This is a genomic window from Aquabacter spiritensis (assembly GCF_004346185.1).
Taxonomy (GTDB): domain Bacteria; phylum Pseudomonadota; class Alphaproteobacteria; order Rhizobiales; family Xanthobacteraceae; genus Aquabacter; species Aquabacter spiritensis.
The window spans coordinates 79264-101542 of record NZ_SMAI01000002.1 but is presented as its reverse complement, the minus strand read 5'-3'; the positions used below and the strand labels follow the sequence as shown (position 1 = coordinate 101542).

18 protein-coding genes are annotated in these 22279 nt (G+C 65.8%); 6 read left to right on the top strand and 12 right to left on the bottom strand.

Annotated features, from left to right (window positions below; genetic code table 11):
* Positions 1-92: 92 nt before the first annotated feature.
* Together EDC64_RS04725 and EDC64_RS04720 are read right to left on the bottom strand one after the other, a co-directional pair.
* Complete coding sequence (locus EDC64_RS04725) at positions 93-2036, bottom strand: long-chain fatty acid--CoA ligase (RefSeq protein WP_132030108.1); 1944 nt, start codon at positions 2034-2036, stop codon at positions 93-95.
* Positions 2037-2058: 22 nt separating this feature from the next.
* Positions 2059-2865, bottom strand: coding sequence for an ABC transporter ATP-binding protein (locus EDC64_RS04720; RefSeq protein ID WP_245504539.1), 807 nt, complete (start codon positions 2863-2865; stop codon positions 2059-2061).
* Between the two features lie 285 nt (positions 2866-3150).
* Between EDC64_RS04720 and EDC64_RS04715 the strand changes: the two genes are divergently transcribed.
* From EDC64_RS04715 to EDC64_RS04695, 5 genes are all read left to right on the top strand, one after another.
* Positions 3151-3834 carry a TetR/AcrR family transcriptional regulator gene (locus tag EDC64_RS04715; protein ID WP_132030107.1) on the top strand — a complete coding sequence of 228 codons (684 nt, stop codon included), beginning with the start codon at positions 3151-3153 and terminating at the stop codon, positions 3832-3834.
* A 159-nt stretch (positions 3835-3993) separates the two neighbouring features.
* On the top strand, positions 3994-5601 hold the full coding sequence (locus EDC64_RS04710) for a carboxyl transferase domain-containing protein (protein WP_132030106.1): 1608 nt from the start codon (positions 3994-3996) through the stop codon (positions 5599-5601).
* Positions 5598-6374: an enoyl-CoA hydratase-related protein gene (locus tag EDC64_RS04705; RefSeq protein ID WP_132030105.1), complete on the top strand. Its 777-nt coding sequence runs from the start codon at positions 5598-5600 to the stop codon at positions 6372-6374. Before EDC64_RS04710 ends, EDC64_RS04705 begins: the two co-directional genes overlap by 4 nt.
* Positions 6371-8377: an acetyl-CoA carboxylase biotin carboxylase subunit gene (locus EDC64_RS04700; RefSeq protein ID WP_132030104.1), complete on the top strand. Its 2007-nt coding sequence runs from the start codon at positions 6371-6373 to the stop codon at positions 8375-8377. The genes EDC64_RS04705 and EDC64_RS04700 overlap by 4 nt, the downstream gene beginning before the upstream one ends.
* Positions 8374-9279: a hydroxymethylglutaryl-CoA lyase gene (locus EDC64_RS04695; RefSeq protein ID WP_132030103.1), complete on the top strand. Its 906-nt coding sequence runs from the start codon at positions 8374-8376 to the stop codon at positions 9277-9279. The genes EDC64_RS04700 and EDC64_RS04695 overlap by 4 nt, the downstream gene beginning before the upstream one ends.
* A gap of 15 nt (positions 9280-9294) precedes the next feature.
* Here the strand turns inward: EDC64_RS04695 and EDC64_RS04690 are convergent, their stop codons facing one another.
* The 4 genes from EDC64_RS04690 to EDC64_RS04675 all read right to left on the bottom strand — a co-directional run bounded on the left by EDC64_RS04690 (position 9295) and on the right by EDC64_RS04675 (position 12602).
* Complete coding sequence (locus tag EDC64_RS04690; protein ID WP_132030102.1) at positions 9295-10161, bottom strand: type 1 glutamine amidotransferase; 867 nt, start codon at positions 10159-10161, stop codon at positions 9295-9297.
* An 89-nt stretch (positions 10162-10250) separates the two neighbouring features.
* Positions 10251-11198, bottom strand: a complete 948-nt coding sequence (locus EDC64_RS04685; protein ID WP_132030101.1) for a DMT family transporter — start codon at positions 11196-11198, stop codon at positions 10251-10253.
* A gap of 6 nt (positions 11199-11204) precedes the next feature.
* Positions 11205-11957 carry an SDR family NAD(P)-dependent oxidoreductase gene (locus tag EDC64_RS04680; protein WP_132030100.1) on the bottom strand — a complete coding sequence of 251 codons (753 nt, stop codon included), beginning with the start codon at positions 11955-11957 and terminating at the stop codon, positions 11205-11207.
* Between the two features lie 153 nt (positions 11958-12110).
* Positions 12111-12602 carry a MarR family winged helix-turn-helix transcriptional regulator gene (locus EDC64_RS04675; protein ID WP_132030099.1) on the bottom strand — a complete coding sequence of 164 codons (492 nt, stop codon included), beginning with the start codon at positions 12600-12602 and terminating at the stop codon, positions 12111-12113.
* A 301-nt stretch (positions 12603-12903) separates the two neighbouring features.
* Here EDC64_RS04675 and EDC64_RS04670 point away from each other — a divergent pair, with 301 nt between their 5' ends.
* Positions 12904-13710, top strand: a complete 807-nt coding sequence (locus EDC64_RS04670; protein WP_132030098.1) for a creatininase family protein — start codon at positions 12904-12906, stop codon at positions 13708-13710.
* On the opposite strand, the gene EDC64_RS04665 is transcribed toward EDC64_RS04670, so the two are convergent.
* From EDC64_RS04665 to EDC64_RS04640, 6 genes are all read right to left on the bottom strand, one after another.
* Positions 13700-14320: an NUDIX domain-containing protein gene (locus tag EDC64_RS04665; RefSeq protein ID WP_132030097.1), complete on the bottom strand. Its 621-nt coding sequence runs from the start codon at positions 14318-14320 to the stop codon at positions 13700-13702. The two genes, EDC64_RS04670 and EDC64_RS04665, sit on opposite strands and share 11 nt — an antisense overlap.
* A complete protein-coding gene (locus tag EDC64_RS04660; RefSeq protein ID WP_132030096.1) occupies positions 14317-15951 on the bottom strand; it encodes an ABC transporter ATP-binding protein in 1635 nt (544 codons plus the stop codon). The genes EDC64_RS04665 and EDC64_RS04660 overlap by 4 nt, the downstream gene beginning before the upstream one ends.
* A 63-nt stretch (positions 15952-16014) precedes the next feature.
* The gene (locus tag EDC64_RS04655) at positions 16015-17175 is read right to left on the bottom strand and encodes an ABC transporter permease (RefSeq protein ID WP_132030095.1); all 1161 of its coding nucleotides are present in this window, start codon (positions 17173-17175) and stop codon (positions 16015-16017) included.
* 3 nt (positions 17176-17178) lie between these two features.
* Positions 17179-18288 (bottom strand): microcin C ABC transporter permease YejB, encoded by a 1110-nt coding sequence (locus EDC64_RS04650; protein WP_132030094.1) that lies wholly within the window; start codon positions 18286-18288, stop codon positions 17179-17181.
* Positions 18289-18334: 46 nt separating this feature from the next.
* The gene (locus EDC64_RS04645) at positions 18335-20269 is read right to left on the bottom strand and encodes an extracellular solute-binding protein (RefSeq protein WP_132030093.1); all 1935 of its coding nucleotides are present in this window, start codon (positions 20267-20269) and stop codon (positions 18335-18337) included.
* Positions 20266-22194, bottom strand: a complete 1929-nt coding sequence (locus EDC64_RS04640) for an extracellular solute-binding protein (protein WP_132030092.1) — start codon at positions 22192-22194, stop codon at positions 20266-20268. The genes EDC64_RS04645 and EDC64_RS04640 overlap by 4 nt, the downstream gene beginning before the upstream one ends.
* Positions 22195-22279: the final 85 nt, after the last annotated feature.

The window sequence follows — 22279 nt, the reverse complement described above, 5'->3', positions numbered from 1 at the left end:
GGAGGGGAGGAGGATGAAAGCGGCAGAGGCGACCTGCGGCTCCTGCGCCGAGCCCGCCTCCCGCGCGGCAAGGCCGGCATGGTGGGCGCGCGTCATGCCGCCCTCCGCTTCGATGCGGGAGCGGGCTGAGCGACATCGAGATCGACCACGTCGATCACCGTCTTGATGCGCTGCTTGGTGCCGTCCTGGAAGGTGATCGTGGTGTCGATGTCGATCCGGGGATCGCCCCGATACATGGCGTCGATGATGTCGCCATAGCGGTCGTTGATCACACCCCGCCGCACTTTGCGGGTCCGTGTCAGTTCGCCGTCGTCTGCGTCCAATTCTTTGTAGAGAAGAAGGAATTTCGCAATGCGCTGCTTCTCCGGCAGACTCCGATTGACGCTCTCGACCTCCCGTCGCAGCAGCGCGATCACCTCCGGCTTGACCGAGAGATCGGTGTAGGTGGTGAAGGCGATGCGGTTCTTTTCCGCCCATTTGGCGACGATCGGAAAGCGGATGCAGATGATCGCGGCGAGATGCGCACGCCCGTCGCCGAGGATCACCGCCTCGCCGACATAGGGCGAGAATTTGAGCTTGTTCTCGATATATTGCGGCGAAAACCGATCGCCCTGGGCGGTGCGCGACATGTCCCGGATCCGGTCGATGACGACGAGATGGCCCTTCGGATCGATGAAGCCGGCGTCACCGGTGCGCATCCAGCCGCCCTCTGCAAAGGCGTGCGCGGTCTCATCGGCATTGCGGTAATAGCCGGTGAAGACATTGGGATGCCGGGTCACGATCTCGCCGAGGCCGTTCGGATCGGGATCGTCGATCCGCAGTTCCACCCCCGCCATCGGCACACCGACCGTGTCGAAATCGACGTCTTTGGCGGTGTGAATGGTATAGGCGCCGAGCAGTTCGGTCTGACCATAGAGCTGGCGCATCGGCACGCCGAGCGCGAGAAAGAACCGGAACGTATCCGGCCCGAGGGCCGCGCCGCCGGTCGCCGCCGACTTGAGGCGCGAGAAGCCGAGCCGGTCGCGCAGCGCCCGGAACAAGATCAGGTCCGCAAGAGGCGAGCGTCGCCCCTCATCCAGCGCCTTCAGGCCGAGCTTCATACCGATCGCGAACATGGCCCGCTTCAAAGCCGAGGCGTCCATCATCCGCGCCCGCACGTCGGCGGCGATCTGCTCCCAAACCCGCGGGGCGAAGAGGATGAAGGAGGGGCCGATCTCGCGCATGTCGGCCATCATGGTCTCGGGCTCCTCGACGAAGCTCACCTTCATCCGCGAGATCAGCGCCTGCCCGAAGGCGTAGATCTGCTCCATGATCCACGGCATCTGAAGGACACTGACATATTCGTCCTCCGGCCCGCGAAGATCGACGTCGAGATAGGACCGGCAATGGCGCAGCAGTGCGCCCGCGGTCAGCATGGCGAGCTTGGGATGCGAGGTGGTGCCCGACGTGGTGCACAAGATCGCCACCTCCTCGCCCGAGCCGGACGCGACCAGCGCGTCGTAGCGCCCCGGATCGGCGGCATGGCGCGCGGCGCCGGCCTCCTCCAGATCCTTCAGGGCGATCAGACGGGGATCTTCGTATTTCCTTAGGCCGCGTGGGTCGCTGAACACGATGTGGCGGACGGTCGGGATGCGCTCCTCGAGCTGGAGCAGCTTGTCCACCTGCTCCTCATCCTCGGCGAAGACGACCTTCACGTCGGCATAGGTGACGAGATAGGCGACCTCGTCGGCCAGCGCATCGCGATAGATGCCGAGGCTCATCCCCCCGGCGGCATGGGCGGCGATCTCGCCCATCAGCCATTCCGGGCGGTTGTCGCCGATCAGCGCCACCACGTCGCCCCGCCCCACGCCGAGCGTCTCCAGGCCGAGCGTGATCCGGCGCACGCGCTCGGCCACCTGGCTCCAGGTGAAGGCATTCCAGATGCCGAGATCCTTCTCGCGCAGCCAGATGTCGTTCGGATGCTCGCGCGCATGAAGCGCCAGGAGCTTGGGGAAGGTGTCGTGGACCTTCAGGTCCGGCAAAGCGGCGGCGCTCATGGGGCGGATGTCCGTGCGGGCCTCATGCGGAGAGTGCTTCCGGCTCTTCGAGCAGCGGATCCTCTTCACCGAGATAGGCCTTTCTCACATGCGGATTGGCGAGGATCTCCTCGGGCAGGCCCTCGGCAATCTTCCGGCCGAAATCGAGCACCATGACGCGATGGGAAATGTCCATGACGACCCCCATGTCGTGCTCGATCATGATGATGGTCATGCCCCATTCCTCGTTGAGGTCGACGATGTAGCGGGCCATGTCCTCCTTTTCCTCGAGGTTCATGCCGGCCATGGGCTCGTCGAGCAGGATCAGCTTGGGCTCCAGCGCCACGGCGCGCGCCAGTTCGACGCGCTTGCGCAATCCGTAGGAGAGCGTTCCCGCGGTTGCCTTACGGACATGCTGTATATCGAGGAAGTCGATGACGTCCTCGACCTTGCGGCGGTGCTGAAGCTCTTCCTTCTGGGCGCCCCCGATCCAATAGAGGGCGCCGGTGAACAGGTTGTTCTTCAACAAATGGTGCCGTCCGACCATGATGTTGTCGAGAACGCTCATATGGCTGAACAGAGCGAGGTTCTGGAAGGTGCGGCCGATGCCGATCGCGGCCCGCTTGCTCGGCTTCTGGCGCGTGATATCGCGCCCCTCGAAGCGAATTTCGCCGTCCTGGGGCGAATAGCGGCCGGAGATGCAGTTGAGCAGCGACGTCTTGCCCGCGCCGTTCGGTCCGATGATCGAGAACAGCTCCCCCGAATTCACGGAGAACCCCACCTCGCTCAGAGCCCGCAGGCCGCCGAAACGCAGCGAAATAGCACGCACGTCCAAGAGTGCGGTGGTCACGCTCTTCCTCCCTCGATGGGGAGGCGGCTTGGCTCTCCCCTCATTGGCTCCCACCTTTGGCAGGAGCCCACCCGATCGTGCCGCCGGGCTTCTTCAGGAAACAATCGAACGTTCTTTTTTTACGCTGGTCAAGGCTCTTTTTTCGCCTTTGCCGGCTTGCGCCGGACCCGAGGGACGCTCACTCTAGGAAGCCGTCCGGCGCGACGGTCCCCATCCAACACCCGAGCCTCGGGGCAGGCAAGGCCGATCCTTCAGGTCGAGAGGATCCTTCAGGTCGAAAGTCAGATGGCGCGCACGATCGGTTCAAATGGCGCACGGACGGCAAAAGCCATCCGACAGGCGGGTGTTCAGCTGATTTACCGGCACGGCTATGAAGCGATGAGCCTGCGCCAGCTCGCTTCCGAGGTCGGGCTCCAGTCCGGCTCGCTCTACAAATATTTCGAGAACAAGCAGAGCCTCCTGTTCGACATCGTGCGCGACCATATGGAGGATCTGATTTCCAAGGCCGAGGCGGCGATGGACGGGGTCGACGGCCCGCTGCCCCGGCTGAAGGCCTTCGTCGACTTCCACCTGCGCTATCACATGACGCGCAAGGCCCACGTCTTCATCGCCAACATGGAGATCCGGTCGCTCGACGCCCCGCATCGGGCGGTCGCGATCGAGATGCGGCGGCGGTACGAGCAGATGCTGGAGGACGCGCTGCGCCTGGGGGCGGCAGAAGGCGCGTTTCGTGTGTCCGAACCAAAGGTTTCGACCTACGCCATCATCTCGATGCTCACCGGGATCTGCATGTGGTACCGGCCCGACGGCCGGCTCACCCAGGACGAACTCGTCGCCATCTATACCGACCTGGTCGTCGGTGGGGTCGCCTCGCCGGAGCGTGGGGCAGCAAAGCCGGCCGAACTTTCGGCGCCCGCTGAGGCGCCGCCGACCGCGCCATCGGTCCGGAGCCGCCGCGTGCGGGCATGACATCCCGCCATCAAGCCCCTTGCGTCGGCGTTAAAAAAACGTACGGTCGTTTATAAGCCGGCCTGGATCGGCGACGGGAGGAGAGGACGTGCGCGGCAGCGCCCTTCGGTGCGGGCGGCAGCCGACCGGTCCTCCGCTGATGGAAGACGAGGCAGGGGCATGGCCGCGATCGAGGACGCCATCGACCGGAGATCGGACGCCTATCGGCGCAACCGGGAGGCCCTCGCCGCGAGCGTCGCGGATCTGCGCGGCCATGTCGAGCGAATCGCCGAAGGCGGTGGCGCCGTCGCCCGCGAACGGCATCTGAAGCGCGGAAAGCTTCTGCCGCGCGATCGCATCCGCACCCTGCTCGATACCGGCTCGCCCTTTCTCGAACTTTCACAGCTCGCCGCCTTCGGCCTTTATGAGGACGAGGTGCCGGCCGCAGGAATCATCACCGGGATCGGACGGGTTTCGGGTCGCGAATGCATGATCGTGGCGAACGATGCGACGGTGAAGGGCGGCACTTATTTCCCCATCACCGTGAAGAAGCATCTGCGGGCCCAGGCGATCGCGAGAGAGAACCACCTGCCTTGCCTCTATCTCGTCGATTCCGGCGGCGCCAATCTGCCGAACCAGGACGAGGTGTTCCCCGACCGCGAGCATTTCGGCCGCATCTTCTTCAACCAGGCCAACATGTCGGCGGAGGGGATCGCCCAGATCGCCGTGGTGATGGGATCCTGCACCGCCGGGGGAGCCTATGTGCCGGCCATGGCGGACCAGTCCATCATGGTGAAGAACCAGGCCACCATCTTCCTCGGCGGCCCGCCGCTGGTGAAGGCGGCGACCGGCGAGGTGGTCACGGCCGAGGAGCTGGGCGGCGCGGACGTCCACACCCGGACCTCGGGGGTCGCCGACCATATGGCGGAGAACGACGCCCACGCGCTCGGCATCGCCCGCACCATCGTCGCCAATCTCAACGCCTCGAAGGCCCACGGCCTCGACATCGCGCCGCCGCGCCCGCCGCTCTACGATCCCGATGAGATCTACGGCATCGTCTCGCAGGATCCGAAGAAGCCGTTCGACGTGCGCCAGATCATCGCCCGCATCGTCGATGGTTCGGAATTCGACGAGTTCAAGCCGCTCTACGGCCAGACTCTCGTCACGGGCTTTGCCCGCATCTTCGGCTATCCCGTCGGCATCATCGCCAATAACGGCATCCTGTTCTCGGAGAGCGCGCTGAAGGGCGCGCATTTCGTGGAATTGTGCTGCCAGCGCGGAATCCCCCTGGTGTTCCTCCAGAACATCACCGGCTTCATGGTGGGCCGCCGCTACGAAGCGGGCGGCATCGCCAAGGACGGCGCGAAACTGGTCAATGCCGTGTCCTGCGCCGCCGTGCCAAAGTTCACCGTGGTGATCGGAAACTCGTTCGGCGCGGGCAATTACGGCATGTGCGGACGCGCCTTCGACCCGCGCTTTCTCTGGATGTGGCCGAACGCCCGGATCTCGGTAATGGGCGGCGAGCAGGCGGCGAACGTGCTCGCCCAGGTCAAGCGCGACGGAATTGCCACCCGAGGCGGCGATTGGTCGGACGAGGAGGAGGCGGCCTTCAAGGCGCCGATCCAGGCGCAATACGAGCGGCAGGGCCATCCCTATTATTCCTCCGCGCGGCTGTGGGACGACGGGGTTATCGATCCCGCCGACACCCGGATGGTGCTCGCGCTCGCTTTGTCGGCCGCCCTCAATGCCCCGGCCAGGGAGACGCGCTTCGGCGTGTTCCGCATGTGAGCCTGCGCGTCGCGATCGCCGACGGCGTCGCCCTCCTCACCCTCGACCGGCCGGAGGTCCACAACGCCTTCGACGACGCGCTGATCGCCGCGCTGACGTCGGCCTATGACGGCGCCGCCCGCGACCCGCAGGTGCGCGCCGTGCTCCTGCGCGCCGAGGGGCCGTCCTTCTGCGCCGGGGCCGATCTCGGCTGGATGCGCCGTATGGCGGGCTATTCGCATGCCGAGAATCTTGCCGACGCGGAACGGCTCGGCGCCCTGATGCACGCGATCGACACCTGCCCCAAACCGACCCTCGCGCGGGTTCAGGGCGCGGCCTTTGCCGGCGCGATCGGCCTCATCGCCTGCTCCGACATCGCTGTAGCGGTGCCCGAAGCGGTGTTCGCCGTGACCGAGGTGCGGATCGGGCTGATCCCCGCCGTGATCAGCCCCTATCTGGTACGCGCGATGGGGGCCCGGCAGGCCCGGCGCTATTTTCTCACCGCCGAGCGCTTCTCCGCCGAGACCGCGCTGGCGCTGGGTCTTGTCCACGAGGTGGTGCCGGCGGCGGACCTCGACGCCGCCCTCGCGCGGCACCTGAAAGCGCTGCTCGGGGCCAGTCCTGCGGCCCTGACCGCGACCAAGGCTCTGGTCGCGGCGGTCGACCGGCCGCTGTCCGCCGCCGTCATCGCCGACACGGCGGCACGCATCGCCGACCAACGCGCAAGCCGCGACGGCCGCGAAGGCCTGTCGGCCTTCCTCGAAAAGCGCAAACCCGAATGGGGACAGCCATGATCCGGCCTATCCGCACGCTGCTGATCGCCAATCGCGGCGAGATCGCGGTCAGGATCATGCGCACCGCGCGCACCATGGGCATCAAGACCATCGCGGTCTATTCCGAGGCCGATGCGCGCGCGCTCCATGCCGAAACCGCCGACGAAGCCTATCCGGTGGGACCTGCTCCGGCGCGCGAGAGCTATCTGCGCATTCCCGCCATTCTCGACGCGGCCCGCCGCAGCGGTGCGGATGCGATCCATCCCGGCTACGGCTTCCTCTCCGAGAATGCCGATTTCGCGCAGGCCTGCGCGGATGCCGGCATCCTGTTCGTCGGCCCGCCCGCCGCGGCGATCCGCGCCATGGGGTCGAAGAGCGCCGCCAAGTCCCTCATGGCCCGCGCCGGTGTTCCCCTCGTGCCGGGATATCACGGGGCCGATCAAGATCCCGCCCTCCTCGCCGAGGAAGCCGGAAGGATCGGCTATCCGGTCCTGATCAAGGCCTCGGCCGGGGGCGGCGGCAAGGGGATGAAGGTGGTCCGCGCGGCGGAGGATTTCGCCGCCGCCCTCGCCTCGGCCCAACGCGAGGCACAGAGCGCGTTCGGCGACGACCGCGTCTTGATCGAGAAATATCTCACCCAACCGCGCCATATCGAGATCCAAGTGTTCGCCGACCGGTTCGGCAACGCGGTGGCGCTCCACGAGCGCGACTGTTCGATCCAGCGCCGCCATCAGAAGGTGGTTGAGGAGGCTCCCGCCCCCGGCATGAGCCCCGCGCGCCGCGCCGCCATGGCGCGCGCTGCCGTCGATGCCGCCAAGGCGGTCGATTATGTCGGCGCCGGGACGGTGGAATTCATCTCCGAGGGCGACGACTTCTTCTTCATGGAGATGAACACGCGCCTCCAGGTCGAGCATCCGGTCACCGAGGCGATCACCGGACAGGATCTTGTGGAATGGCAGATCCGCGTCGCGCGCGGGGAGCCGCTCCCCCTCGCCCAGGCCGACATCCCCCTGTCCGGCCATGCCATCGAAGTTCGGCTCTATGCCGAGGATCCCGAGCGGGACTTTCTGCCGCAGACCGGACGCCTCGACCACCTGGTCCTGCCGGACGCGATCCCCGGCGTGCGGGTGGATTCCGGCGTCCGGGCCGGCGATTCGGTATCGATCCATTACGACCCGATGATCGCCAAGATCATCGCCGCCGGCGCCGACCGGGCCGAGGCGCTGGGCCGGCTCGCCGCGGCGCTCGCTGCAACCGAGGTGGTCGGGCTTCCCACCAACCGGTCCTTCCTTCAGGCGATCATCGCGGCCCCGGCCTTTGCCGCCGCGGAACTCGACACGGGCTTCATCGAGCGACACCGCGACCTGCTCCTCCCTCCGCCCGCTCCGGTCGAGGCCCGCACCCTCGCGCTCGCCGCTTTGCACGTGCTGTTGGACGAGGCGCGCCTGTCGGCGAAGGATGCCGACCCGGCGGATCCCTTCTCCCCCTGGGGGCTCGCACCGGGATGGCGGCTGAATCGGTCCGCCTTCGTCGATCTGACCTTCGCCGCTGGCGCGGAACGCATCGCCGTGCGGGCGCATTTCGTGCCCGGCGGCTTTCGCCTGGATCTGCCCGGCGGGGCGATCGACGTCGAGGGGACGATCACCGCCGACGGGACCCTCGCCGCCCGTCTCGACGGCGTGCGCCTGCGGGCGCGCGTGGTGCGGTCCGGACAGCGGCTGAGCGTGTTCGCCGCCGGCACCGAACGCAGCCTCGACCATGTCGATCCCCGCCAGGCATCGATCGAGGCCACGGGGACCGCCGGCCGCCTCGTCGCGCCGATGCCGGGCACCATCATCCGTGTGGCGGTTGAGCCGGGCGATGCGGTGGAGAAGGGCGACGCGCTGGTCGTGGTGGAGGCGATGAAAATGGAGCATACCGTCGCCGCGCCGCGCGCCGGCACCGTGAAGAGCGTGCGCTTCGCGGTCGGCGATCTGGTCGAGGAGGGCGCCGAGCTTCTGGCGCTGGAGGAGGAGACGACGTGAGCCGGCCGAGCGAAATCCGTATCGTCGAAGTCGGTCCGCGTGACGGCCTCCAGAACGAGGCCGGCCTGGTGCCTCTCGCCGCCAAAGTGGCGCTCATCGATGCGCTGGGGGCGGCGGGTCTGCGGGTGATCGAAAGCGGTAGTTTCGTCTCGCCGAAATGGGTGCCGCAAATGGCGGAGACGGCGGAGGTTCTGGCTGCGATCCGGCGATACCCCGGCGTATGCTACCCCGTCCTCGTGCCGAACGAGAAGGGCCTTAATGCAGCACTTGCGAGCGGCGTCGAGGAAGTCGCCGTCTTCGCCGCCGCGTCCGAAGCCTTCAGCCGGAAGAACATCAATTGCTCCATCGCCGAGAGCCTGGACCGCTTCCGGCCGGTGATGGCGGGCGCTAAGGCGGCCGGCGTTGCGGTGCGCGGCTATGTCAGCTGCGTCCTCGGCTGTCCCTATCAGGGTGACGTGCCGCTCGCCGATGTGGTCCGGGTCTCCGAGGCTCTGACGGACATGGGATGCTACGAGGTCTCGCTCGGCGATACGATCGGTGTCGGAACAGCGGACAAGGCTGCAGCCATGGCAGGCGCGGTGGCCGCGTCGATCGGCATGGCACGAACGGCCGTGCATTTTCACGACACCTATGGTCAGGCGCTCGTAAACGTGCTCGCCTGCCTCGATCTCGGCGTGAGGGTGGTGGACAGCGCCGTCGCCGGGCTCGGAGGCTGTCCCTATGCCAAGGGCGCGTCCGGAAACCTCGCCACCGAGGACCTCGTCTATATGCTGGAGGGGCTCGGGATCGCGACGGGTGTGGATCTCGACGCGCTCGCAGCCGCGGGACGCACGATCACCACCGCCCTGAACCGGCGGCCGGCTTCGAAGGTCGCGCAAGCGCTCGCGGCCAAAGCCGGCTGAGGCACACGACCGGGATCAGCCCCGCCCGCGCCGGGTGCGCGTCGGAATGACCTGATTGTACACCCAATTGCGGATTTCGCGGGTGCGCAGGTCCTTGGAGATGACCGCGCCGTCGACGCCGTTCCGCCAGACCAGTGCATGGTTTGCGGGTTCGCGTTCCAGCTTTTCCAGATCGGCGATATAGGCGGCCTGCTCGTCCTCGTCCTGAAAGAAGCCCTCCGCCACCAGAGACGGGCTCAGCCGGCGGAAGATCGCCGCCATCTCGCGGAACGGATATTCCGGGTGATACTGGACGCCCCACGCCATGGTCTTGCCGACCGGCACTTCGGCCGCCTGAACCACGGAATGATCATTGCTGGCGAGCAGGCGCGCACCCTCTGGAAGGGTTTCGACCTCGTCGAGATGCACGGTCATCGCCTCGAACACCGACGGCTTGCCATCGAACATGGGATGGCCGGCGCCGTCCTGCGTCACGCGGATACGGCGGCCGAATCCGACCTCGCGGCCACGCGGATTCTTGCGCACCACCCCGCCCGCCGCGACCGTGATGAGTTGAAGCCCCCAGCACGAGCCGAACACCGGCGTTCCCGTGGCGAAGGCGGTCCGCAACAGGTCGATCTGCTGCGAGATCGCGGGATCGCGATTATAGATGTTCAGCGAAGAGCCGGTTATGGCGATCCCGTCATAGCCTTCGAGCCCGCCGGAATCGGGCAGATTCGCGCCCGCATCGGCGGGGTAGCAGATGTCCGTCACCGCGTCGGGGAAGAGTTCGCGCAGGAGGCGCGCATAGCCCTCGCTGGCGGCTTCGCCGCCGAAACTGACCTGGCGGGCACGGGCTTCGGCGGTGTTGCCTTCGATGACGAGGAGGCGTGGCGGAGACATGATGCGCGGGATCTGCCGAATGACTCTGTGCCGTGCAGCATAGCCGCTATTTTGACGAAAGCGAGATTGCCGGGATCGGCGGCGCGCCGTTACTCCGAAAAGGTCGATTCCACGACGCTCTGTGCCCGCTGCCGTCGCTCCTGAAGCAGGAGATAGACGCCGGATGCGACGACGATCGCCGCCCCCGCCAGGGTCCAGAGGCTTGGCACGTCGTTGAACAGCAGCCATCCCAAGGCCACCATGCCGAGGATCTGCAGATAGATGAACGGCGCAAGGGTCGCCGCCGGCGCCCGGGCATGGGCCAGGATCAGCATGAAATGGCCGGTCCCCGCGACCGCGCCGAGTTCGAGCATCGCGGCATAGACCATGGGCTCGTGCGGCGTTTCCCAGACGAAGGGCAAAGGCAAGGTCGCAACGATCGAGCCGACGAGCGCCGAATAGAACAGCGTCGTCGGGGTGGGATCATATGGCGCCAGCATTCGGGTCGTGATGCCGTAGAGTGAATAGGTGATCGCCGCCGCGAGCGAGAGCAGGGCGGCGGGGTGAATGCCCTCGCCCGGCTGGGCGACCAGAAGGATCCCGGCAAACCCCACCAGAATGGCCGCCCAGCGGCGCGGCCCGACCCATTCCCCGAGCATCGGCCCCGCGAACAGGGCGACGAAGAAGGGGGTGGAGAACATGATCGAGACGGTCTGGTCGAGCTGGAGAAACTGGAGCGCGAAGAAATTGAGCGCAGTGGTCGCGAACAGCAGCGCCGACCGCACCAATTGCAGGACCGGCCGCCGCGTCCGCAGAAGGCCGGGGACGGTCCAAGGATTGAACACGATCAGTGAAAACGCGAAATGGACGACGTAACGGGCCCAGACGATCATGAAGACGCTGGTATGGCCCGAAAGCCATTTGGCGGTGGCGTCGGTGACTGCAAAAGAGGCCACCGCCAGGCACATGAGCCCGATCCCGACAAAGGTCGATCCCCCCGCGCGGACCGAGGCGGAGGTGGGCGGCGGCGCCGCGCCGGGCTCAGCGGGCGGCGGCATGCTCGTTCAATAGGTCGCGCGGCCGCCGGAAATGTCGAACACCGCCCCGGTGGTGAAGGAGCACTCCGCCGAAGCGGCGAACGCCACCGTCGCCGCGACCTCCTCGACCCGCACGAAACGGCTGCGCGGAATTTTGGCGAGCATGTAGGCGATGTGCTCCTCGGTCATCTGGTCGAAGATCGCGGTCTTCGCGACGGCGGGGGTCACGCAATTCACGGCGATGTCGTACTCCGCAAGCTCCTTGCCCAGCGATTTCGTGAGCGCGATGACGCCCGCTTTCGAAGCGGAATAGGCGGAGGCGTTGGGATTGCCCTCCTTGCCCGCGATCGACGCGACATTGACGATGCGTCCGTAATTCTGCGCGATCATGGTCGGCACCACCGCCCGGCAGCAATTGAACGGCCCCGTGAGGTTGATCGCGAGCACCTGCGCCCAGGCATCCGGCGGATAATCCCAGAGGCGGATGTTCGGGCCGGAGATCCCGGCATTGTTGACCAGAATGTCGATCCGGCCGAGCACCGCCAGGGTCTCGCGCGCCGCCGCCTCGACCGCGGCGAGATCGGTCACGTCGACCTCCACGGCAGCGACCCGCTCGAGACCGAGCTCGGCAGCGGTCGCGCGCGCGAGCTCGGCATCCCGATCCCATATCGCGACTTGGGCACCCGAGGTCAGGAAGCGCTCGACGATGGCGCGGCCGATGCCTTGCGCGCCACCGGTGACGACGGCGCAGCGCTTTTCCAGATCGATGGCGTTGGGCATGTTTCCCCCTCTTTGACCGTAATGCGGTCTTAATCGATTAGATCAGGCATAGCCCGGCAGGCCGCTGGGGGAAAAGCGCTTTTCTTGCATATGGCCTTGCGGTCGCATGCGTGATGCGCGGGTCCGCCGGAAAACCGCCGGGCCGGCCCCGTCTCACGCCTCTTCTTCCTCCTCCGTCGCCTCCGGCTCGTCGTCCACGCCGCCATCGGTCCCCAGCCTGTGAGCCAGGTTCTTCTCCACCTTGCGCAGCAGTTTTCGCAGGCGCTTGCGGTCTTTTCCGTCGAGCCCGGCGACCATTTCGGTCTCGAGCGTGTCCCAGATGCGATCGATCGAGCCGCCCCGGCCACGGCCGGTTTCGGTCAGGAAGACGCGCACCAAGCGCCCGTCTCCGTCGGTGGCGCGACGCTCGACGAGCCCCTGCGTGGTCAGGCGGGCGATCGTCTTGGAGGCGGTCGGAGGCCGGACGCGCAGCGCGCTGGCGAGGTCGCCCATGGTCCGCCCGTCCTGCTCGACGAGGAGCTTCAGCACAGATTCCTGTCCTGGAAAGAGGCCGAGATCCGCGAGGAGCCGCGCCGACAGCGCCTTCTGGAGGCGGGCCGTATGCGTCAGGCGATAGCCGATGGTCTTGGCAATCGGATCCTTCATCCCACTCCCCTTGCTCGGAGGTCCGGGTGCACCGCCGCGAAGGCAGCGCAGTCGGTATCCCGCACCGCCGCAGCGTACTTATCCACGCGCCGGCTTACAATTTTGCGAAGGTGGTCAACGATCTTGGACTTTCCGTGTCTTAAGCTTCCTTCCATGCGTGCATCCGCCGCGTTTCTGCAGGCATTCCCACAGCCGGCAAAGCCGTGTCGGCCCCGTTCGCCCTGCCGCACCGCGGTGTGATGAGCGATTGACGCGAGAACGACACTGGGTGCTGTTCGGTGCGCGAGATCGAGGGGACGCGATGAAACGATTCTGGACCGAGCTTTCCGCCACGGAATTGGAGCTGGCGGCACCCGCGGATGCCATCGCCATCCTCCCGGTTGCGGCGGTCGAGCAGCATGGGCCGCATCTGCCGCTCGGCACCGACATGTTCATCGCCGAAGGCTATATCGCCGCCATCCTTCCCCTTCTTCCGGCCGCCCCGGTCTTCTTCCTCCCGATCCAGTCGGTCGGCGCCTCGGCCGAGCACAGATCGTTTGCGGGCACCCTGTCGCTGGCGCCGGAGACGGCCTTGGCCGTATGGGGTGAGATCGTCGCGGACCTGTCCCGCGCGGGCGTCCGCCGCCTCGTCGTCCTGAACACGCACGGCGGCAACGTCCCGGTCATCGACCTGCTGGCGCGGCGCGCACGAGAGCGGCACGCCATGCTCGCCGTGACCTGCTCGATGCACCGGCTGGGCTATCCCGAGGGCGTGTTCAGCGATGCCGAACGCGCACACGGAATCCATGGCGGAGAGATCGAGACCGCGCTGATGCTGGTCTTCCGTCCCGACCTTGTGGATATGACGAAAGCCGCCGACTTCCGGCCCTGGAGCACCGAGATGGAGCGGACCTTCACCCGGCTACGGGCGAACCATCCCGTCGGCTTGGGCTGGATGAGCGAGGACCTCCACCCGACCGGTGCGATGGGAAACGCGGCGCGTGCCACTGCGGAGAGCGGCCGCGTGGCGGTCGAGCATGGGGCGCGCGCCTTTATCGATCTGCTTTGCGACGTCGCCCGATTCGACCTTGCGCGCTTCGGGTCGGACCCTGACCGGCTCAGCCGGTAAAATCGATCCGGGCGCGATTGAGCGCCAGCCATTGCAAGGCGAGAAGGAGATAGCCGTTCACGCAACCGCCCTCGTCGAGAAGCCGCAGCGCGACGTCGACCGGGACGGCAAACGGGACGGTCACCTCGCTCTCGGTCGCAAGGCCTGCACGGGCCGGCAAGGTCGACGCGTCGACAAGAGCGAGGAACAGCGCACAATGTTCGTCGATCACCCCAGGCGTGGACATCAGCTCGAACATCGGAAACAGCCGAAGCGGCGTCAGGCCGGTCTCCTCGACGCATTCGCGCCGCGCGGCCTCCGCCCTGTCCTCCCCCGGATCCACCCGGCCCGCCGGAAGCTCCACCATCTGCCCGCGGCCAGTCGCGAGATGGGCGGCGAGACGGAACTGGCGGATCAGGACGATGCAGTCGCGCGCGAGGTCGAGGCACAAAATGCCCACGACAGCCCCGACGCGCACCACGTCACGTTGCAGAACCGCCCGACTGCCGTCGGCGTGGGTGAGGCTGACCTTGTAATGCTCGTATGTGAGATAGGCGTCGGCGAGAATTTCGGGCGGTGAAAGGACAGCGTCGGCCGCGGCATCGGCCGGGACAGCGGGCGCACCGCTCATTGTGCGACGCTCCCGGCATTGGTCGCGTCGAGATTGAAGGCGGCCGCGAACAGCGCCTTGGTGTAGTCCTCGCGCGGATGCCGGAAGACATCGCGAGCCGGGCCTTCCTCCACCACCTTGCCGTTGCGCATCACCAGAATGCGGCTCGCCAGCGCCGAGACCACCCGCAGATCGTGCGAAATGAACATGTAGGTCAAGTTTCGCCGCTTCTGAAGTGCGCGCAACAGATCGACGATCTGCGCCTGGACCAGCATGTCGAGCGCGCTGGTCGGCTCATCCAACACCACGAAAGAGGGTTCGAGCGCCATGGCGCGGGCGATCGAAATGCGCTGGCGCTGCCCGCCGGAAAACTCATGGGGGTAGCGGTAGCGGCTTTCTGGATCGAGGCCGACATCCGACAAGGCGGCGATCACCCGCGCTTCGCGCGCCTCCGACGACAGCTGCTTTTGGTGGATTTCGAGGCCTTCGGCCACGATGTCGGCGACAGACATACGGGGGGACAGCGCGCCGTACGGATCCTGGAACACGATCTGCATGTCCCGCCGCAACGGTCGCATGCCCGCAAACTTGAGGCCGTCGATCCGTTGGCCGAGAAAGGCGATCGGCCCCTCACTCGAAATCAGCCGCATCAAAGCGAGGCCGAGCGTGGTCTTCCCGGATCCCGATTCGCCGACCACGCCGAGCGTCTCGCCCTGATGGATGGCGAGGGTCACGCCGTCCACCGCTTTCACATGACCGACGGTTCGACGCAGGATCCCGCGCTTGATGGGAAAATGGACCTTCAGCCCCTCTGCCGCGACCACGATCGGCGCCTCTGGTGCCGCCGGGGCCGGATCGGGCTTGGGCTCGGCCTGGAGCAGCGCCTTCGTATAAGGGTGCTGCGGGTTGCTGAACGTCTCCTCAGTCCCACCCTGCTCGACGATCTGCCCATGCTGCATCACGCAGACCCGATCGGCGATCTTACGGACGATACCGAGGTCATGGGTGATGAACAGCATCGCCATGCCGAGCCGGGCCTGGAGCTGCTTGAGCAGGCGCAGGATCTGCGCCTGGACCGTGACGTCGAGCGCCGTGGTCGGTTCGTCCGCGATCAGGAGATCGGGCTCGTTGGCGAGCGCCATGGCGATCATGACGCGCTGGCGCTGGCCGCCGGAGAGTTGATGGGGGAAGGCGCCGAGCCGGCTTTCCGGCTCGGGAATGCCGACCTCGTGCAACAATTCGACAATCCGTGCCTTCGCCGCCTGACCGGTGAGACCGGTGTGCAAAAGCAGCATCTCCCCGATCTGTTTCTCGATCGTATGCAGCGGATTGAGCGACGTCATGGGCTCCTGGAACACCATGGTGACGTCGTTGCCGCGCACCGCGCGCAGATCACGCTCGGGAAGCGCGAGCAGATCGCGGCCTTTGAACAGGATGCGCCCGGAAGGGTGGCTTGCGGAGGGATAGGGCAAGAGCTTGAGGACCGACAAAGCGGTGACCGACTTGCCCGACCCCGATTCGCCGACCAAAGCCACGGTCTCGCCCGGCTTCACATCGAAGGAGACCCGGTCCACCGCCAGGGCAGGCGGTCCATCCACGCGACGGAAGGCGACGGAAAGGTCTTGGACGGACAGAAGGGGCTCAACGGACATCGGCGAAAACCTCCTTCGGAGACGGGTACGCAGATCGCCGCGCGGGAACGCAATTGCTTCTCGTCACGTGAAGGTCTTTCGCGGATCGAAGGCGTCGCGGATCGCCTCGCCGACAAAGATGAGCAGGCTCAGCATCAGCGCCACCGTGAAGAAGCCGGTGAGGCCGAGCCAAGGCGCCTGGACGTTCGCCTTGCCCTGCGCCAGCAACTCGCCGAGCGAAGGTGACCCCGGGGGCAGTCCGAAGCCGAGAAAGTCCAGCGCGGTCAATGTCATGACCGACGAGGAGAGGATGAACGGCAGGAAGGTGAGCGTCGCTACCATCGCATTGGGCAGAAGGTGCCGCATCATGATGGTGAAGTTGCCGACGCCGAGCGCCCGCGCCGCCTGAACATATTCGAAATTGCGCGCCCGCAGAAACTCTGCCCGCACCAGCCCGACGAGCGAGACCCAGGAGAACAGGAGCAGAATGCCGAGCAGAACCCAGAATCCCGGCACCAGCACGGAAGAGACGATGAGAAGGAGATAGAGCGAGGGAATCGAGGTCCAGATTTCAATGAAGCGCTGGAACAGGAGATCCACCCAGCCGCCGAAATAGCCCTGCACCGCCCCCGCCGCCACGCCCACGACCGAAGAGACGATGGTCAGAGCGAGCCCGAACAGGACCGAGATCCGGAAGCCATAGATCAGCCGGGCCAGCACGTCGCGGCCTTGGTCGTCGGTGCCGAGCCAATTGTATTCGAGGCCGGCGCAGCCCGACACCCCCTTGCGCTCCGCCACCGTCTTGCACTGGGCCTCGGTCAGCATCCAGGTCGGCGGCGACGGCGCAGGGGTGGGCAGATCGAGATTGTGGGTGGAATAGGAGAAACGGACCGGCGGCCAGACCATCCACCCGCCCTTCTCGGCGATCAGGCGCTGGACGAACGGGTCGCGGAAATCGGTCGTGGTCTCGAAATCTCCGCCGAACCGGGTCTCGGGATAATCGTGGAAGACCGGCATGTAATAGGCGCCGTCATATTCCACCAGAATCGGCCGGTCATTGGCGAGGAATTCGGCGAACAGGCTGCCCACGAACAGCACCATGAACAGGCAGAAGGACCACCAGCCCCGCCTGTTGCCGCGGAAATTCCGCAGGCGCCGGCGATTGAGCGGCGACAGCCAATCCTTCTTCACCTTGGCGGCGGGCGGCAGCGTGGCGGCGGGAGCCGAATCGGTGCGGGTGTCCATGGGTCAGACCTCCCGCGTCTCGAAGTCGATGCGCGGATCGACGACCATATAAGTCAGATCGGAGACCAAGCCGATGATCAGCCCGGCGAGGGAAAAGATGTAGAGCGTGCCGAACACCACGGGATAGTCGCGGTTCAGCACGCTTTCAAAGCCGAGCAGCCCCAGGCCGTCGAGCGAAAAGATGGTTTCGATCAGCAGAGATCCGGTGAAGAAGGCCGAAATGAAGGCGCTGGGGAAGCCCGCGATCACGATCAGCATGGCGTTCCGAAAGACGTGACCATACAGGACCTTGCGCTCGCCCAGGCCCTTCATGCGGGCGGTCGTGACATATTGCTTGCGGATCTCTTCCAGGAACGAATTCTTGGTGAGCAACGTCATCGTTGCGAAGGCGCCGAGCACCATGGAGGTGAGAGGCAGGACCAAGTGCCAGCCATAATCGAGGATGCGCTCCGGCCAGGACAGGTCCGCCCAATTGTCCGAGGTCAGGCCGCGCAGCGGGAACCAATCGAGGAAAGAACCGCCGGCGAACAGGATGATCAAGAGGATCGCGAACAGGAAGGAGGGGATCGCATAGCCTACGATGATCACCCCAGAGGTCCAGACGTCGAAGCGCGACCCGTCGCGCATCGCCTTGGAGATGCCGAGCGGAATCGAGATCAGATACGTGAGCAGCGTCATCCATAGGCCGAGCGAGATCGAGACCGGCAGTTTCTCGGCGATCAGGTCGAGGACGCGGATGTCGCGGAAATAGGAGCGCCCGAAATCGAACTGCGCATAGTTCCAGATCATCAGCAGGAACCGCTCGTGGGCCGGCTTGTCGAATCCGAACTGCTTCTCCAGCTCCTTGATGAATTTCGGATCGAGCCCCTGCGCCCCGCGATATTTGGAGGCCGAAGCATCCATTCCGCCACCGGGAGGCGCGGCCCCCCCGGAAAAGTCGCCCCCGCCGCCGGATACGCGGGCGGTCGCCGAGACGTCATCGCCGGTCAATTGGGCGATCACGCGCTCCACCGGACCGCCGGGCGCGAACTGCACGACGACGAACGACACCAGCATGATGCCGAGAATGGTCGGCACCATCAGGGCGATGCGACGAAGAATGTAAGCGAGCATCTGGCCTCCGGATCCTAGGTGACGGTGCGGGCCGGCACGGCGCGCGTCAACCGTCCTTCGCCACGGCGGGCGCACCGGCGGGGGCACCGGAGCGCGTCCACCAGGTGTCGAGGATGCCGGTGTCGTATTTCGGCTGGGTGCCGGGACGGGCGAACACGTCCCAATAAGCGACCCAGTGGGACGCCTTGTACCATTGCGGGATCCAATAGCGGCCCGCGCGCAGCACACGGTCGAGCGCGCGGCAGGCAGTCACGAGTTCGGCGCGCGTCTGCGCCGCGAGCGCTGCGGCGATCAGCCCGTCGACCGCGCTGTCCGAAATCCCCGAGAGATTGTTGGAGCCGCGCATGCCTGCCGCCTCGCTGCCGAAAAATGCCCGCAACTCCTCTCCCGGACTGACGGAGACGGAATAGCGCCGAACCACCACGTCGAAGTCGAAATCCTTCAGCCGCGCCTGATATTGCGCGGGATCGACGACGCGAAAGGACGCATCGATGCCGAGCACCTTGAGATTGCCGATGAAGCGCGAGGTGTGGCGTTCGAAGGATCCATCGTCGTCCAGGAATTCGATCGTGAGCGGCTGATCGTTCGCATCGACCAACCGACCCTGCTTCACCTGATACCCGGCCTCCTTGAGCAAAGCGGCGGCGCGGCGCAGCATCGCGCGGTCCTGGCCCGAGCCATCCCCGACCGGCGGCACATATGGATCGCCGAACACCTCGGCCGGCAATTGGGCACGATAGGGCGCGAGCAGGTCTTCCTCGGCGGCGGAGGGCTTGCCCTCGGCCATCAAATCGGAATTCTGGAAGAAGGACACTGTCCGATCGTATTGGCCGAACATCAGGTTCCTGTTGGTCCACTCGAAATCGAAGGCGAGGGCGAGCGCCTCGCGCACCTTGCGATCGGAAAATTTTTGACGGCGGGTGTTGAAGAACCAGCCCTGCGCGCCCGAGGGAGTCTCGTCGGGCAGCACATCGCGCTTCACCCGGCCGTCCTTCAGCGCGGGAAAATCGTATTGCGTCGCCCAGGTCCGCGAGGTGAACTCCTCCCGGAACAGATAAGCATGCGCCTTGAAGGCCTCGAAACCGACGTCGCGGTCCCGGAAATACTCGTACCGTACGACGTCGAAATTGAATCGGCCGCGATTGACCGGCAACCCCGCTCCCCAATAGGTCGGGACCCGGTCATATTCGATGTAGCGTCCGCTCTCGAACCGGCCGATCCGGTACGGCCCGGATCCGAGAGGCGGATCGAGCGTGGTCTCTTCGAATTTGTGTGTGGCGTAATAGGCCTTGGAGAAGATCGGCAGGCTCGCGGCGTAGAGCGGAACGTCGCGCGCCCGCTGCGCGGTGAAGCGCACCGCGACACGGCCCGGACCCTCGGCCTCTGCGTCCAAAAAGTCCCGCAGCCCCTGGCGAATGAGGGGATGCCCCTCCGCCTTCAGGGTGGTCAGGGAGAACACGACGTCGTCGGCGGTGAGCGGGGTTCCATCGTGGAACCGCGCTTCCGGGCGCAAAGTGAAGCGATAAAGCTGCCCCCCCTCGCTCACGCTCACGCCGGACGCCACGAGACCGTACAGCGAATCGGGCTCGTCGGATGCCCGCGCCATCAGGCTGTCGAAGATCAACGCGACGCCCTGGGCCGCGTCACCGCGCAGGATGTAGCCGTTCAGCGAATTGAAGGTCTGATAGGATTGGTTGTAAGCCGCGCGCGGGCCGATCAGCGAAAACGCGCCGCCCTTGGGGGCGTCCGGTTTGACATAATCGAAATGGGGGAAATCGGCGGGATATTTCAGCTCTCCGAAGGCGGACAGGCCGTGCCGCTCGCCGCCCTCCCCCACCGAGACCGAAGGGGCCGAAGGGGCCGAAGGGGCCGAAACGCCGGCCTCCTGGCCGAAGGCCGGCCGCGCCAGCGCCACCGTGGCCGCACCGGCGGCAAAGCGCAGCACACTGCGCCGGGTGGGCACCAGAACCGCGGCGGTCATTGCGGCACGGCTCCGATCTTCGCCGCCTTGGCCGCGTCCCACCACCAGATGGACGGGAAGTCGAAGCTGTATTTCGGCAGGGTGTCGGGCCGCGCGAACCGGTCCCAGCGGGCCGTGCGGGTGAAGCGGAGCGTCCAGGCCGGGATGACGTAATCATTCCACAGCAGAACCCGATCGAGTGCCCGGGTCGCCGCGATCAGCTGGTCGCGATTCTCGGCATAGATCACCTTGTCGATCAGGTGATCGACGGCGGGATTGGCGATCCCGGCATAGTTGCGCGATCCATCCCGTTTGGCGCTTTCCGAGCCCCAATATTCCCGCTGCTCGTTGCCCGGCGACAGAGACTGGCCCCAGGCGGCGATGATCATGTCGAAATCCCGGGCCCGAATCCGGTTGATATATTGGGAGGAATCCACCATCCGCACGCTCACCTGCATGCCGAGCCGCTCCAGGCCCGGCTTATAGAACAGGGCGACGCGCTCGAAGGCCGGGCTATTGATCAAAATTTCGATGGTAAAGGGTTCTCCGGCCGCATTGCGCAGGGTGCGGCGGGTGATCGGCTTCGACAGACCGACGGCGATCAGGATCTTGTCGAAGAAAGACGGGGGATGATCGGGATTGACCTCGTCCCGGACCGTCCATCCGGCCTGTCGCAGCAAGTCGAACGCGGCACGCAGATTGGCGCGGCGATCCTCCTCGTTGCGTGTGACGGGATTGGTATAGGTCTTGGTGAACAGCTCCTCCGGCACCTTGTCTTTGATGGCGTTCAGGAATTCCAGCTCCTCGCCGCTCGGCGTGCCGCTCGACGCGAGTTCGGTGCCGGAAAAATAGCTGGAGATCCGGGTGTATTGGTCGAAGAACAAGGTGTGGTTCATGCCCTCGAAATCGAGAGCATAATTCAGAGCCCGGCGGACCCGCGGATCCTCGAATTTCGGCCGGCGCAGGTTCGGCACGAAGGCCTGCATGACCCCCGAGGCGCGGTTCTCGAACATTTCGAGCACCACCTTGCCCTCGTTCTTGGCCGGAAAATTATAGGCCGTCGCCCAGTTCTTGGCGGACGCCTCGACACGGAAATCGTAGTGGTCGGCCTTGAAGGCTTCGAGCTCCACGGTTTCGTCGCGGTAATATTCGTAGCGGATCTCGTCGAAATTGTTCGACCCGATATTGACCGGCAGATCCTTGCCCCAATAGGTGTCCACCCGCTCATAGGACACGGTACGTCCGGGCACGAAGGATTTGACCCGGTAGGGTCCCGAGCCAAGCGGCGCCTCGAGCGTGCCTTGCGTGATATCGCGCGGCTTTCCACCCGCGTCGGTGCCTGTCCACCAATGCTTCGGCAGCACCATCATCTCGCCGACGATCTGAGGCAGTTCGCGGTTCCCGCCCTGGTCGAACGTGAAGGTGACGTCCCGCTCGCCGGTTTTCTCCACGCTCTTCACGTGGCGATAATAGAAGGCCTGGCCGGGATTGTTCTTGGTCAGAACCTCGAACGACCAGACGACATCGTCGGCCGTGATCGGCTGCCCATCATGCCATTTGGCATTCTCGCGGAGCCGATAGGTGACGGTCGAAAAGTCGTCGGGATAGGACAGGCCCTCGGCGACCAACCCGTAGGCGGTCGCCACCTCGTCGTGCGACTGGGTGGTGAGGGTGTCGTAGATCAAGCCGATGCCGGCCGCGACGGCACCGCGCGGAATGATGGCATTGAAGCTGTCAAAAGTGCCGGTCTCGGAAAAGCGCACCAGCCCGCCCTTCGGAGCGTTCGGGTTCACATAATCGAAGTGTTTGAAGTCCGGCGGGTATTTCGGCTCGCCGAGGAGCGACGCTGCCGCCCGGAAAGGCGCCGGTGCCGGCTGCGCATATGCCGGGCTCGCCGCGGCGAGCACAGCAAGAGCGAGGGCGAGGCGGCGGACCTTCAACAGCATTGCGGGGCTCCGAAACGGCGGCAGGGGAAGAATGAAAAGCGCCATAGCCGATAATCACCCTTGAGGCGACGGCAGAAACAAGGCC